Below are 14676 nucleotides of genomic sequence, written 5' to 3'. Positions count from 1 at the left end.
TTTACCCCTAAAAACATAACCCGCTGTAAATCATCCATAAAAAATTAAAATAAATAAAACATTTTTAAATCAGCAGTGTTTGCAGGGGCGGTTTTCAGGAAGAAAGACCGGATCAAGTTATGTTAAACCATAGAGGCATAGAGAACATAGAGGCGGTAAAGGTGATTTTATTTTGGCTGTAGGGAGGTTGAAAGGTTAATCGCTAGTTTAGCAAAGTGTTAGATAAAAAACTATGACATGCCTTATTATTTAAAACATGTAACTATTGAATTATGATTCAGGATTAGCTTACCACTAATAACAGACCAGTCGTATTAGGTAGAAACTAATCCCTATCAATATATTTAATATTGTCCGGTACTTAGCATAACTAAAGTACAGGCTTCTAATGGTTCGATTCCATGCTGATCAAGCAACTTTTCCAATTCATAATTTTCTGTACCCGGATTAAAAATCACCCGCTTTGGTTTAGTTTCTAATATGTAATCATGGTACTGCGGCTGTAAGGCAGGGCCAATATATAGTGTTATTGTATCAACATCATGATGAATTTTACCTGGCTGCTCAATGGCTACACCGGCAACTTCACCTTTTTTAATACCAACATTCACAATTTCATGATTAAAACGCGTTAACATATGCGCTGCTTTATAAGCATATCTTGTTGGATCCGGAGATGCACCTATTATTAATGTCTTTTTCATTTGAATTAAAATTTAACTAAATAATGCAGGGTTAAAACTTGGAAAGCAATGCAATTTGCCCAGCATGATAAGCATGATGTTGTACCAGACCATTTAAAAGTTCCATAAAAGTGATACTTGTACCAACTACACTAAGTTCTTCTTTAGAAGAATCATTCCAGTCTTCATCCATTATATTCCCGATATGGCGAATAAGTTCTTCGTTTGCAGTTTTAAAATTAAAGATGATTCTTTCCCAGGCCTGAGGTGTTTTTTCTACAGGAACCGGCCAATCACCTATAGCAGGTTCAGCATCAGGATTTCCCATTAAACGAGAAGTAACTTCCTCCGTCCAGGCAGTTAAGTGTAATGCAATTTCTGCGATGGAATGTGCGTTTGGGATAAAATATTGAAAAGCTTTTCCCGGATCAACATTATTCAAAGTTTGCATGACATGGTTGCCGTGCCAGGAATCGCCATTAAATGCTTTTTGAACTTCTTTTATAATACTAAACATAACAGAAGAACAATCTGGTTATTATAAAGTTTGTTATCGGGTAGCCAAGATTGCATTTGCGCAATTAATTCCGTCGATAGCAGCACTCACAATTCCACCTGCATAGCCCGCTCCTTCCGCACAGGGATACAATCCTTTTATTTGAGGATGCTGATAGCTTTCTTTGTCACGCGGAATACGAACAGGTGATGATGTTCTGCTTTCTACACCAACCAAAATCGCCTCGTTTGTGTAGTAGCCTTTAATTTTCTTCCCAAACAATGGAAGCGCACCTTTTAAACTTTTAGATACGAATTCTGGTAAAATATTATCAAGCATAACACTTTTTGTGCCCGGGAGGTAAGAATTTTTAGGTAAATCGATGGAAAGTTTATTGTTTACAAAATCTACCATCCGCTGTGCTGGCGCAACTAAGTTTCCTCCACCAGCCTCAAAAGCAATTTTTTCAATTTCAGATTGAAAATTCAACATTCTTAAAGGATCATAACCCAGCACATCATCTAAAGTAACCTGAACCACAGTGCCGGAGTTGGCAAATGGATTATTCCGTTTAGATGGCGACCAGCCATTCACCACAATTTCATTTTCACCTGTTGCGCAGGGTGCGATAATCCCCCCCGGACACATACAAAATGAAAATACGCCACGCGCCCCAACCTGCTCAACCAGGCTATAATAAGCCGGAGGAAGAAATTCAGATCGTGTATCGCAGTGATATTGAGCGGCATCAATGATTTCCTGTGGATGCTCAATTCTAACCCCAAGGGCAAAAGGCTTTGCCTCGATGCGGATATTTTTTCTGTTCAATAATTCATATATATCCCTGGCAGAATGACCGGTAGCCAGAATAAGGTCATCAGCGAATAATTTTTCTTCGAAATTAATTTCTATGCCTTTAACTTTCCCAAATTCGATCAATAAGTCCGTCATTTGACTATCAAACATCACTTCACCCCCTGCATTCAGGATGGTTTCTCTGATGGCTGTAATAATATGCGGTAATTTATTGGTGCCGATATGCGGGCGGGCATCAATTAAAATGTCTTTTTCTGCACCATGATCTACAAATGCCTGAAGTACTTTATTAATATCACCACGTTTGTTAGATCGTGTATAAAGTTTACCGTCAGAATAGGTTCCGGCTCCACCTTCTCCATAACAATAATTAGATTCCGTATTAACTACACCCTGTTTATTAATGGCGGCTAAATCTCGGCGGCGTTGTTTAACATCTTTTCCGCGCTCGATGATAATGGGCTTTAATCCATTTTCGATGCATTGCAAAGCAGCAAATAATCCTGCCGGCCCCGCACCAACAATAATAACAGGTTTTGCATCCTTAACGTTTGGGTAATGAATGGCCTTGATTTCTGGCTGAGGCATTTCGTCAACAAAAACGCTAACCAACACCCGGAAAATCACCTTTCGTGATCTGGCGTCTATTGAGCGTTTTAAAATATCATATGCCTTAATGCGATCTTCAGATACTTTTAACGTTTCGGAAAGCTTGGTTTTGATCGTTTCGGATTGCGTTACCTCATGTGGCAGCAATGTAATTTCGATATCTTTTTGCATGTAAACAGTCAGGTTTTTATCCTGAATTAGCACAAAGATAAATAGAAAATTCAGTATTTAAGCAAAGGTATAAACTGGCTATCTAAATATACAGCTCATCCTAAAATCATATCGTGATGAACGTTGATGATATTAAAAACCATTATTGATTCTGAATAAAAATCTTCCGTCGAATTATTCTGGACAACTTCTTTTCTTTTATTTGCCAAATATTCCTGTTTAGAATTGCAAATAATCCATGCTTTATATACAACTTGTCATGTTTTCACTTAAATTGTAACAAAGGAACGGATTTTGTGATCTCATTCGTAAATTGAAAAATAATCAGTTGACAACAAAAGATAAAACTATAAAAATGAAAAAATTAGTATTTGGAATTTTAGCTGCTGTCATTGCAGTTACCACTTTAAGTTCATGCGGATATAACAGCATGGTTAAGCTTGATGAAAATGTAAAATCAAAATGGGGAACCGTACAAACGCAATACCAGAGAAGGGCAGATTTAATTCCAAATCTAGTGAGCACAGTTAAGGGCGCAGCTAAGTTTGAACAGGGAACATTAACTGCAGTGACAGAGGCGCGCGCAAAAGCCACACAAATGACAGTGAATGCGGATGATTTAACGCCCGAAAACATTCAGAAATATCAGGCCGCACAAGGGCAATTAAGCCAGGCCTTAGGTAAATTATTATCGATTACAGAGGCCTATCCTGAATTAAGAGCAACACAGCAATTCAGTGATTTATCCGCTCAGCTGGAAAGCACTGAAAACAGAATTACTGTTGCCAGAAAAGATTTTAACGATGCGGTACAAGAATATAACGGAAAAATAAGGTCATTCCCTACAAATTTAACTTCAGGCATGTTTGGCTTTAAACCCAAAGGATATTTTGAAGCAGATGCCACTGCAAAAAATGCACCTAAAGTAGAATTTTAAAATCAGACTAAAATATTTCAGGGTAGTGTGTGTTTAATTCCTAAATACATACTACCCTTTTTACTTCAATTAAAACAGAATCATGTCGTTATTTTCAGATATTGAACAAGATAAAATAGCTCAGGCCATTTCAGATGCAGAGAAAGCAACCTCGGGTGAATTAAGAATTGCCATTGATAAACACTGTGAAGGTGATCCTTATGAAAAAGCCACAGCGTATTTTGCTAAACTAAACATGGATAAAACATCTCTAAGAAATGGTGTTTTAATTTATCTTGCCCATGCCGATCATAAATTTGCCATTATTGGTGATTCGGGAATTAACAAAGTTGTACCTGAAGATTTCTGGGAAACCACCAAGATCGCCATGACAGCTCACTTTGCTAAAGGTAATCTCGCCGATGGAATTATTGCAGGAGTGGCATTGGCTGGAGAAAAGTTAGCCTTGTTTTTTCCTCCTCAAAAAGGAGATATTAACGAATTGCCTAATGATATTGTATTTATGGATAAACCCGAAAACAAATAAGCAATGAAAAAATTATTCCTTTTATCGTTATGCTGTTGCTTATTCACATTTGGTTTTGCACAAAATTTTCCGGAGAAACCCAATACCCTGGTGAATGATTATGCCAATGTACTATCTGCCGATCAAAAACAGGCATTGGAAACAAAGCTTGTCACTTTCAATGATTCTTCTTCCACACAAATTGCGGTTGCTATTTTAAAATCTGTTGGCGATTATGATATCAATGAGTATGCTGTAGAATTAGGCCGAAAATGGGGTGTAGGTCAACAAGGTAAAAATAATGGCATCATGATCGTTGTGGCCGTTGGAGACAGAAAAATTTCGATCCAGACGGGGTATGGAGTGGAAGGTGCACTACCGGATATTTATGCCAAACGTATTATAGATAATGACATCAAGCCAAATTTTAAAGCCGGAAACTATTATGCCGGACTAGATGCGGGTACAACATCGATTATTAAATATACCAGAGGAGAATATAAAAATGATAGCCCTAAAGCTTCATCGTCAAAAAAAGGAGGTGCGGGAAGTATCTTTATCGTGATCTTCATCGTGGTTATTATCATCATCATCATGCGCAAAGGCGGTGGTGGTGGCGGAAGTGTCATTGGCGGACGTGGTGCGTCGAATGCATTATTCTGGGGAATGCTTTTTGGAAGTGCTGGCGGCAGAGGCGGAAACAGTGGCTGGGGCAGCGGCGGTTTTGGCGGAGGATCTTCCGGTGGTGGTGGATTTGGTGGTTTTGGAGGAGGAAGTTTCGGCGGAGGCGGATCCAGCGGAAGCTGGTAGACTTTAGACTTTAGACTTTAGACTTTAGACTTTAGACTTTAGACTTTATGTTGGAATGTTCCACGCTTTTGATGTTACAAAGGCATTTTAAATAAAAACAAGAACCTACCATGTACAGGAAAGACTTAATCACAGCAGAAATTCAGAAACTTGCTGAGGTTTTAGCTAAAATAATGGGCTTAAAACTGGAAGGCAAATTAAAAGATGCTGAAGAGCTGTTCAATGAAACGATGGAGAACAGCTTTACTTTACCAGTCGATATATTGGAAAGTGAAGACAGGACTACTTTTGAAAACTGGTTGCATAAATGCAATTTACCTGCTGAGAAATTAGATTCTTTAAGTGAGTTTCTTTACTATGAACTGGGAATCAGTACCGAAAAGAATCAGGTTATTGCGCCTAAACTGAATTTGATTTATCAGTATTTAGCAGATGAGCATAAGATTGTACATTTGGTGAATTTATATCGCCAGAAAACGATACAGCAATATATCTGATATACCATTTTGAATAACGATTTATGACCAGGATTGAAAAGTGGCAAAAACTTGCCTCTAAATATTTAGTGAGAGAGAAGTGGGCTACATTACGGGTAGATGAAGTGCAGTTGCCAAACGGAACGGTTAAAGATGACTATTTTGTTTTAGAATATCCCGATTGGGCTACTGCCATCGCTTTAACAAATGAAGGAAAAATGATTATGGTGCGTCAGTATCGTCATGGCGCAGACATTGTATCGCTTGAAGTTCCGGGTGGTGTAATTGATGGCGACGAGGGCCCGGAAGCTGGAGTCAAAAGAGAGTTGATGGAGGAAACAGGATACACTTTTAAAACCTGTAAACTTATTGCTGAACTTTATCCTAATCCGGCTACGGCAAATAATAGAACCTTTACTTATTTGCTTACTGGCGGAATTAAAACACATGAACAACATCTGGATGAGCATGAAATCCTGAATGTAGAAGAGTATACTATAGATGAAGTGAAACAACTGCTGAAGGAGAATAGAATTGCCCAGTGTATTCACGTTGCAGCATTACATTATGGTTTAGCTGAAATTGAAAGCATGCTTCAAGATTAGTTTTACATGATGCCACCTGACATACGAATAAAAGCGATTCAACCGACTAAATATTAAAAATAAAAGTCCTGATTTGAGTTTCAAATCAGGACTTTTATTTTGATGGAACCAGGCAAAAACCAACGTTTTAAACTTCTGCCTTAAACCGCGCTTAGCTCATTTTCAATTTCTTTTGAATATCGTGTACATAAGCTTTAAATTTCTTATCTGTATCGATTAAATCCTCAACAGTTTGACAAGCATAGATTACGGTACTGTGATCACGACCACCGAAGAAAGCACCTATGGTTTTCAATGAAGATTTGGTATGACTTTTAGACAGATACATCGAAATTTGACGTGCCTGTACAATTTCGCGTTTACGGGTTTGAGATTTTACCATATCAACCGGAACTTCAAAATACTCACATACCAACTTCTGAATATACTCCATCGAAATTTCTTTCGTAGTATTTTTAATAAAATTCTTTAACATCTGCTTAGCTAACGCTAAATCGATCTCTTTCTTATTTAAAGTAGCCTGTGCCAGTAAGGAAACCATCGCTCCTTCCAGCTCACGAACGTTATTATCAATATTGTGTGCTACGTATTCTACTACTTCACCTGGCAACTCAATACCATCTGCATACATTTTCTTTCTTAAGATCGCAATACGCGTTTCCAGATCAGGGATTTGTAAATCGGCAGATAAGCCCCATTTAAAACGACTTAATAAACGTTCTTCCAAACCTGCCAAATCCTTAGGTGCTTTATCAGATGTTAAGATAACCTGTTTACCTGATTGGTGCAGATGGTTGAAAATATGGAAGAAAATATCCTGGGTTTTTTCTTTACCGGCAAAGTTATGCACATCATCCATGATGATCACATCCATCGCCTGGTAAAAGTTGACAAAATCATTAATCGTATTATTTTTTAATGAGTCTACAAACTGCTGGCAGAATTTTTCACAGCTTACATAAATGACCAGTTTATCTGGCATGCTGCGTTTTATTTCATTACCAATTGCCTGTGCCAAGTGCGTTTTACCTAAACCTACGCCGCCATAAATCATTAACGGGTTAAATGAAGTCCCTCCGGGTTTAGCAGCTACAGCGTAACCAGCAGATCGTGCCAAACGGTTGCAATCTCCTTCTATATAATTTTCAAAAGTGTAATTAGCGTTTAATTGTGGATCAACATTTAATTTTTTTAATCCAGGGATAATAAAAGGATTTTTAATGTCCTTGTTGATTGAAACCGGAATGGGCATTGACTGCACTTTAGCTTCTGCACCATTTCCATTTGAGGGCATATTTGTAGTATAAGGATTACCACTGTTTGATGATTTATCAACAACGATATTATATTCCAGTCTGCCGTCTTCTCCAAGTTGTTTTTTTACTGTCTTACGCAGCAAGCCTACGTAGTGTTCTTCAAGCCATTCATAAAAGAATAAACTTGGCACTTGTATGGTTAAAACCTTACCTTCTAATCTAAGGGCTGTTATAGGCTCGAACCAAGTTTTGAAACTTTGGGTCGGGATGTTATCCTTAATAATTTGAAGACAGTTCTTCCACACTTCAGTACAAGTTTTTTCCATTGCAATTTATATAATTTGTTGATTTCCAGTACCAATTTGACTATACCAGATGGTCCGTTTCGGGATTACGAATATTGAGAAAATTATCAACATTTTAAACAAAAATCTGAAATAAATCGTAACCTACTGACAGGTAATACCGTAGCATAGTTAACCTCAATTTTTTATGTTGATAACTATTTACTAACATACTTTATCCACATTTCGCTTTAAATGAACATTATATTTTCTTTGCGAAATATTGATTTCAGACGAGCAAATTCCAAGCCATTTTATTTTCAGTTATGCGATGATTTGTAGTTTTTATCTTTCACAAAATTCAATGTACTGATAATTAATGCACTAAGTTTAGGCCGAATAAAAGCAAGGGGCATTTACCTAAGATATACTGAACTTTAAGCAATGTGTTTTTTCCAATACAAGGACGGTATGGAGCATTTTGGAATCCATAATTTGAATAGTTATTGCTAAAATATCTGCAGTCGTATTACCTGTACTCACCAAAAGTTTTGCGCATGACATCGGCAATTTCTCCGAGAGTGGCATACTTTTCTACTGCATCAATAATCAGCGGCATCAGATTGGCATCCCCGTTTGCGCCATCCTCTAATAACCTTAATGCCTGCTCGACAGCCATACGGTTGCGAACGTTTTTTAAATGACTCAGCTTATCTGCCTGGAGTTTTCTAATGGACTCATCAATTTTAAATACTTCTGTGAATTCTTCCTCAGGTTGGGTAAACTTATTTACCCCAACAGAAATCCTTTCACCAGTTTCAATTTCTTTTTGATATTCATAAGCCGCGTGAGCAATTTCATTTTGCATATAATCACTTTCAATGGCATGAACTGATCCACCCATGGCATCAATTTTATCAATATATCTCCAGGCTGCTGCTTCTATTTCATCGGTTAAATTTTCTACAAAAAAAGAACCAGCCAATGGGTCTACCGTATCAGTTACACCACTTTCAAAACCTATAATTTGCTGTGTACGTAGGGCTATTTTCGCCGCAGCCTCTGTTGGTAAAGAAAGGGCCTCATCATAACCATTGGTATGCAGGGATTGTGTACCGCCTAAAACAGCTGCCATGGCCTGATTGGTTACCCGGATAACATTGTTGAGTGGCTGCTGTGCTGTTAAGGTAGAACCACCGGTTTGGGTATGAAAACGCAGCATCTGCGCCTTTTCATCTGTAGCACCAAGCGCTTTTGTAATTTTTGCCCACATCCTTCTGGCTGCCCTGAATTTAGCGATTTCCTCGAAAAAATTATTGTGACAATTAAAGAAAAACGACAGACGTTTTGCAAAAACATTAATATCCAAGCCTTTATCAATAGCTGATTTCAGATACGTTTTTCCATTCGCCAATGTAAAGGCAAGCTCCTGCACCGCACTAGAACCCGCCTCACGGATGTGGTAGCCTGAAATGGATATGGTATTCCATTTTGGAACCTCCTGACTACAGAATTCAAAAATATCAGTAATTAAACGCATGGATTGCTTCGGCGGATAAATATATGTCCCTCTGGCAGCATATTCTTTCAGTATATCGTTCTGAATGGTACCGGATATCTGCTTTAGATCAGCACCTTGTTTCTTCGCCAGTGCAATGTACATGGCCAACAAAATGGAAGCCGTTGCATTAATCGTCATGGAGGTAGTGATATCTTTTAACTGTATGCCATCAAAAAGGATCTCCATATCTTTCAATGAATCAATGGCCACACCAACCTTCCCTACTTCACCGTCAGCCATTTCATGATCAGAATCGTATCCAATCTGGGTAGGGAGATCGAAAGCAACAGATAAGCCTGTGGTTCCCTGCGCCAGCAAATAATGATACCTTTTATTAGATTCTTCAGCAGTGGAAAAACCGGCATATTGACGCATGGTCCATAGTCGCCCGCGATACATATCCTTCTGAATACCCCTGGTAAAAGGAAATTCACCAGGCTTTTCTTCCATAGGCTTAGCTGAAAGGTATAATTCTTTAATCTCGATTCCGGAAGTTGTGGTATGTTTCATAGCGGGAGGTTGAAAAGGTGGTTAGTTGAACAACAGTTCAGATCTATTGATGTGTTTGATTTGCATTAAATATCCTTAAAATATCTCCTTAATTAACTTTGCTTAAAACAAATGCCAAACATTTTCTCTCTATATTGACTAACAGGCTGATTATTCAGCTATAAAAACCATCCCTAATACCTGATGAGGGTAAATGCTGAATATTCAATTGCCATGCATCTTCCCAACTAATCATCTCCACAGTTTTACAGCTAAAACAATCTTTGTATATCTTTTTTAATCAATTCAATCGTTAAATCATAAGGATTCTCCTCAATACTTGCCATGTGTGTTAAAATTGCTTTGCTTAATTCTATTCCGTTTGCATCTGCCGGCAAACCACTAACAGCATTATTAATCATCCCAATGGTATCATCCTTTAATTTACGCACCACATTCCAGGTAACACTATCCACGTACAATTGTTGTGTAATATTATGTTGATACTCAGATTTCAGTTCATTTAGTATGCCTGCCTGAAGTGTCGAAATGCCAATCCCTTGTTGATGTAAACGCACCAACAGGTTAGCCGGATTGATACGATCAGTAAAAATAATTAATCGCTCATGTGCCTGCAAACGCAAAGGCAAAAGGTGTGCCCTGCTTTCTTTATTTAGTTCTATATCCTTTAAGTTGAAAAAACGTTGTATATCACTTTTTAAAATGTAATACACAGCCATCAGGGCAGTAAAAATGCCGACAAATAGGATCACTACGTTTGTTAAAATCTGTTGGGTATTCATAGGTATTGTTTAATTACGGTAATTTTAACGAACCGCTGAAAGCAAAAATGTGCATTATTATTTATATTTGTAACAGATAAAATTTAAATAGATATGAGCACAACAGTTGATACCACATTTGCACCGGTTACTTTCTCTGAGGGAGCCTCTAAAGAACTATATAAATTGAAAGATCAGCAGGAAATTGGCGAAGATTATGGTTTGCGTGTAGGCGTTGAGGGTGGTGGATGCGCCGGAATGAACTATGTTTTAGGCTTCGACCAGAAAAAAGAGGGCGATCAGGAGTTTTTTATTGACGGCATTAAAGTTTTCATGAACAAAGCCCATCAAATGTACTTAATGGGCATGATGATCGACTGGCAGGATGGGTTAAACTCACGTGGCTTTACCTTTGTAAATCCTAATGCTACCAGTACCTGTGGTTGCGGCACAAGCTTCTCTGCATAAAAAAAAAATTATTGTAACATAAAGTATAGTCCCCTTGTCTAAACATCGGGACTTTTTTTATTTTTACAACAGGGGTTTAAGGTAATTGGTATAGGGTTTAAGGCTTTAATGCCAATCTTGATACCCGATACAATAATACCCTATACTACAATAATGAATTACAGAGAAAACATCAGACTGGCATTAGAATCCATTAAGGGTAATCGTTTGCGTACCATGCTTACCGCCTTGATAATTGCGATCGGATTAATGGCCCTGGTTGGAATCCTCACCACACTTGATGCTGTAAAAAAAAGTATGACAGATGCCTTTAGCAGTATGGGTGCAAACTCATTTACCATCAGAAACCGGGGTACAGGGATCAGAATTGGGAATGGAAAAAGACCCAAACCTTTCAAATCAATCAGATATGAAGATGCCATTAAATTTAAAGATAGCTTAAACGCTCCGGCAACGGTTGCAGTAAGTGTGGTTGCAAGTAGTGGTTCTACCATTAAATACGGTAACCTGAAAACCAACCCCAATATCAATATACAAGGTATTGATGAAAATGGTCTCGCATCCCAGGGATTAAATCTTTCTGAAGGGAGAAACTTTGGTGCCTCAGAAGTAAAAATGGGAGGTAATGTTTGCATTGTAGGTGGCGAAGTAGTGACCAGGCTTTTTAAAGATACTGACCCCATGGACAAGCTTATTAATGTGGGCAATAACCGTTTTAAAATTATTGGAGTATTGGAGAAAAAAGGATCCAGTATGGGTTTTAGCGGAGACAGGGCTGTTTATGTGCCCTTACTTAAAGCAAAGCAAATTAATGCAAATGCCAATCCATCGTATACCATTACGGTGATGGTATCAGATAATAACCACCAGGAAAATGTGATCGGAGAATCTACCGCGCTATTCAGAAATATCAGGAAAGTAAAAATTAACGAAACCAATAACTTCGAAATTACAAAAAGCGATGCCATTGCGCAGACACTCTTTGAAAACCTGGCTTTTGTTGCTGTTGGTGGCATCGCAATCGGAATTATTACCCTCATTGGTGCCTCAATCGGATTAATGAATATCATGCTGGTTTCAGTAACTGAACGCACGAGAGAAATCGGAATCCGGAAGGCCATTGGTGCTAACCCTAAAGTTATACGCCGTCAGTTTTTAATTGAAGCGGTAGTAATTTGTTTAATGGGTGGAGCTTTGGGGATATTTTTAGGCATTATTCTGGGCAATATTATTTCACTGGCCATGGGCGGGGCATTTCTGATCCCCTGGACATTTATTATCGGAGGTTTTGTGTTATGTGTAGGTGTAGGAATTCTTTCGGGATATTATCCGGCAAAGAAAGCCTCCCGTTTGGATCCCGTAGAAGCCTTGAGGTACGAGTAAAGAAAAAGACTAAACAGGTTCAAATCATTACATTATTCAGCTGGTGCTGACTGAGTAATCTTTGCATGAAAGGGGTATTTAAACTTTGCTCCAGTGCTGCTGCGTGTTTCAGATGATGCATATCGCTGCCAATAAAATCCACCAGGTGATTCTCTACCATTTCTTCGGCAGCTTTTTTTGCTCCTGATCCATAATAACCGGTTAAAGCAATGGAATTCATCTGTAAATGACAGCCTGTTTCTCTAATTTGATGTAAGCTTTCAATTGAATGATTGAAATACGGATAGCGCTCCGGGTGTGCCAATATGGGTTGATACCCTGCATCCTGAATAATTTTGATAAAACTAAACAGATTTGGTGGCGCATTGATGTATGAAAGCTCAAAAAGCAGGTATTCCTTTCCAAATGTTAACACTTCCTTCTGTTTAACTTTCTTTTCCAGTGTCTCATCCAGGTAGTATTCTGCCGCTGCATCTACTTCCAGATTGAGCTGAACATCACTAAGGCCTTTTATTAAAATATCAAGACCACGGTTAATGGTATCGGGCGTATTTCTGAAATAATCGGCCATAATGTGAGGCGTAGCAATTAGTTTTTTGAACCCGAGTGCCTTGAAACGTTTGGCTAATAAAATAGCATCGTGCAAAGTTTGTGCGCCGTCATCTATCCCTGGAATAATATGCGAATGCATATCCACACCAATAGTGGAGAAATTAAATTCAGGCACCATTTTCTTTTTCTTGAATAATCCAAACATCACCGTATTAATTTATTTCTTTGGGAAGATTTGATGCCTCAGCTGATGACGCTAATTTGGAGGAATAGATCTTATGCAGTAAGTCATTTAAGTTTTCACTCAGATCAAACTGTAAATCCTCATGCAATTTTTTAAATTTATTGATGGTTACTGCAACCGTTTTTAAATAAAATGCAGAAAACAAAATCATGTAATCCCGATAGCCAAGTGTTGATTTTCGATACTCGAAAGGTACGAGGTTTAAAATAAAAATTTTCAGTTCAACTTCTCCAATCGGATCTTTAGTAACCTTATAAAAATGATTTACCGTAGTAATCATCTTCCTTACTTTAACCAAAGCTTCTTTAGCATTCAGCTTTTTTAATTCGGCCACCTGTTCTTCTACATCACCCTTGATTTTTTCTTTCCGGTGTTCCAGGTCTGATTCATCTTCCAGTAATTTATAATGAAGATGTTCGGTAAGCACTTTGTCTTTTGCAATTAAACGCAACAACAGCCGGTCTTTTTCCTTCACAGGCAGATCTGTTATTGCGTTCTTTAAATCTTTGTGCGCCGATAATTTCATTTAAAAAGGGTTTGCCTTAATATATTTTTCCCACTCCCAGGCAGAGCGCATCATTTCGTTGATATCCAGTTCAGCTTTCCAACCCAGTTCTTTATGCGATTTGGTAACATCACCATAAACCTGGACAACATCACCAGCCCTCCTCGGGCCAAGGTTATAATTTAATTTCTCTCCGTTAACCGTTTCGAAGGCTGAAATAATTTCCAAAACGGAAGATCCTTTACCCGTTCCAATATTGAAAACGTCATAATTGGAAGAAGTTTCTTTCTTTTCCAGTTTTTTAATTGCCGCTACATGCGCTTTAGCCAGATCTACCACGTGGATATAATCACGGATAGCAGAACCATCAGGAGTGTCGTAATCATCACCATAAACCGTAATCGGTCCGCGCGTACCAATGGCTGATTGTGTAATAAAGGGCACTAAATTAGCCGGAACACCGTTTGGCAATTCGCCTATCAAAGCGGTTTCATGTGCACCTACCGGGTTAAAATAACGCAATGCAATAACATTCAATTCAGGTGTTACGGCTGCAGTTTCAGCTAAAATTTCTTCTGCCACTTGCTTGGTGTTGCCATATGGCGACTCTGCCTTTTTTACCGGAGCGGCCTCCGTAACCGGTAGGCTATCAGGCTGTCCATAAACGGTACAGGAAGAAGAAAACACAAAATCAATCTTCCTGTTAAATGACGTAAGCAGGTTGATTAAGCCATAAAAATTATTCTTATAATATTTTAAAGGTTGCTCAACAGATTCACCAACCGCTTTTGATGCAGCGAAGTGAATAATCCCTGTGATATCTGAATGGGTTGCTGCAAATTCCTTTACCGCATTTTCATCCTGAAGGTCGATTTCATTAAAATCAAACCACTTGCCTGTAATGGCATGTAGCTGGGTTAAAATTTTAATATGCGAGTTTGATAAGTTATCGACAATAACAACTTCGTATCCTGCATTGTGTAATTCTACAACGGTGTGAGAACCTATATATCCAGTTCCACCGGTAACTAATATTTTTGACAT

The 14676-nt window shown here is 38.3% G+C and carries 16 protein-coding genes; 7 read left to right on the top strand and 9 right to left on the bottom strand.

Going from position 1 to position 14676, the window contains the following annotated elements; genetic code table 11:
• Positions 1-344 precede the first annotated feature (344 nt).
• From OQX64_RS20240 to OQX64_RS20230, 3 genes are read right to left on the bottom strand one after another with little or no spacing between them, the layout of a single operon-like run.
• Complete coding sequence (locus tag OQX64_RS20240) at positions 345-704, bottom strand: CoA-binding protein (RefSeq protein WP_265820119.1); 360 nt, start codon at positions 702-704, stop codon at positions 345-347.
• A 31-nt stretch (positions 705-735) separates the two neighbouring features.
• A complete protein-coding gene (locus tag OQX64_RS20235) occupies positions 736-1200 on the bottom strand; it encodes a DinB family protein (RefSeq protein ID WP_088303089.1) in 465 nt (154 codons plus the stop codon).
• A 33-nt stretch (positions 1201-1233) separates the two neighbouring features.
• The gene (locus tag OQX64_RS20230) at positions 1234-2775 is read right to left on the bottom strand and encodes an NAD(P)/FAD-dependent oxidoreductase (protein WP_088303098.1); all 1542 of its coding nucleotides are present in this window, start codon (positions 2773-2775) and stop codon (positions 1234-1236) included.
• 355 nt (positions 2776-3130) lie between these two features.
• On the opposite strand from OQX64_RS20230, the gene OQX64_RS20225 reads away from it, so the two are divergent.
• The 5 genes from OQX64_RS20225 to OQX64_RS20205 all read left to right on the top strand — a co-directional run bounded on the left by OQX64_RS20225 (position 3131) and on the right by OQX64_RS20205 (position 6108).
• Positions 3131-3712, top strand: a complete 582-nt coding sequence (locus OQX64_RS20225) for a LemA family protein (RefSeq protein ID WP_088303097.1) — start codon at positions 3131-3133, stop codon at positions 3710-3712.
• An 82-nt stretch (positions 3713-3794) separates the two neighbouring features.
• Entirely contained in the window at positions 3795-4238 is a 444-nt protein-coding gene (locus OQX64_RS20220; RefSeq protein WP_088303088.1) for a TPM domain-containing protein, read from the top strand.
• 3 nt (positions 4239-4241) lie between these two features.
• On the top strand, positions 4242-5027 hold the full coding sequence (locus OQX64_RS20215; protein ID WP_265820118.1) for a TPM domain-containing protein: 786 nt from the start codon (positions 4242-4244) through the stop codon (positions 5025-5027).
• A gap of 110 nt (positions 5028-5137) precedes the next feature.
• Positions 5138-5524: a hypothetical protein gene (locus OQX64_RS20210; RefSeq protein ID WP_265820117.1), complete on the top strand. Its 387-nt coding sequence runs from the start codon at positions 5138-5140 to the stop codon at positions 5522-5524.
• Positions 5525-5547: 23 nt separating this feature from the next.
• On the top strand, positions 5548-6108 hold the full coding sequence (locus OQX64_RS20205) for an NUDIX hydrolase (RefSeq protein ID WP_088303085.1): 561 nt from the start codon (positions 5548-5550) through the stop codon (positions 6106-6108).
• 151 nt (positions 6109-6259) lie between these two features.
• Here OQX64_RS20205 and dnaA read toward each other — a convergent pair whose 3' ends face one another.
• From dnaA to OQX64_RS20190, 3 genes are all read right to left on the bottom strand, one after another.
• Positions 6260-7690, bottom strand: a complete 1431-nt coding sequence (gene dnaA / locus OQX64_RS20200; protein WP_088303084.1) for a chromosomal replication initiator protein DnaA — start codon at positions 7688-7690, stop codon at positions 6260-6262.
• Positions 7691-8177: 487 nt separating this feature from the next.
• Positions 8178-9719 carry an acyl-CoA mutase large subunit family protein gene (locus tag OQX64_RS20195; protein WP_265820116.1) on the bottom strand — a complete coding sequence of 514 codons (1542 nt, stop codon included), beginning with the start codon at positions 9717-9719 and terminating at the stop codon, positions 8178-8180.
• A gap of 251 nt (positions 9720-9970) precedes the next feature.
• On the bottom strand, positions 9971-10501 hold the full coding sequence (locus tag OQX64_RS20190; protein ID WP_265820115.1) for a hypothetical protein: 531 nt from the start codon (positions 10499-10501) through the stop codon (positions 9971-9973).
• A gap of 93 nt (positions 10502-10594) precedes the next feature.
• On the opposite strand from OQX64_RS20190, the gene OQX64_RS20185 reads away from it, so the two are divergent.
• Together OQX64_RS20185 and OQX64_RS20180 are read left to right on the top strand one after the other, a co-directional pair.
• Complete coding sequence (locus OQX64_RS20185; RefSeq protein WP_088303081.1) at positions 10595-10948, top strand: HesB/IscA family protein; 354 nt, start codon at positions 10595-10597, stop codon at positions 10946-10948.
• 153 nt (positions 10949-11101) lie between these two features.
• Positions 11102-12331 (top strand): ABC transporter permease, encoded by a 1230-nt coding sequence (locus tag OQX64_RS20180; protein ID WP_088303080.1) that lies wholly within the window; start codon positions 11102-11104, stop codon positions 12329-12331.
• Between the two features lie 19 nt (positions 12332-12350).
• On the opposite strand, the gene OQX64_RS20175 is transcribed toward OQX64_RS20180, so the two are convergent.
• The 3 genes from OQX64_RS20175 to galE are packed head-to-tail and all read right to left on the bottom strand — an operon-like array spanning position 12351 to position 14676.
• Positions 12351-13088 (bottom strand): tyrosine-protein phosphatase, encoded by a 738-nt coding sequence (locus tag OQX64_RS20175; RefSeq protein WP_265820114.1) that lies wholly within the window; start codon positions 13086-13088, stop codon positions 12351-12353.
• 7 nt (positions 13089-13095) lie between these two features.
• Positions 13096-13653 carry a hypothetical protein gene (locus tag OQX64_RS20170; RefSeq protein WP_265820113.1) on the bottom strand — a complete coding sequence of 186 codons (558 nt, stop codon included), beginning with the start codon at positions 13651-13653 and terminating at the stop codon, positions 13096-13098.
• On the bottom strand, positions 13654-14676 hold the full coding sequence (galE, locus tag OQX64_RS20165; protein WP_265820112.1) for a UDP-glucose 4-epimerase GalE: 1023 nt from the start codon (positions 14674-14676) through the stop codon (positions 13654-13656).

It is taken from the genome of Pedobacter sp. GR22-10, from assembly GCF_026239715.1.
In the GTDB taxonomy this organism is placed as follows: domain Bacteria; phylum Bacteroidota; class Bacteroidia; order Sphingobacteriales; family Sphingobacteriaceae; genus Pedobacter.
The sequence above is the reverse complement of the archived record's forward strand: the minus strand, read 5'-3'. Positions and strand labels throughout refer to the sequence as shown.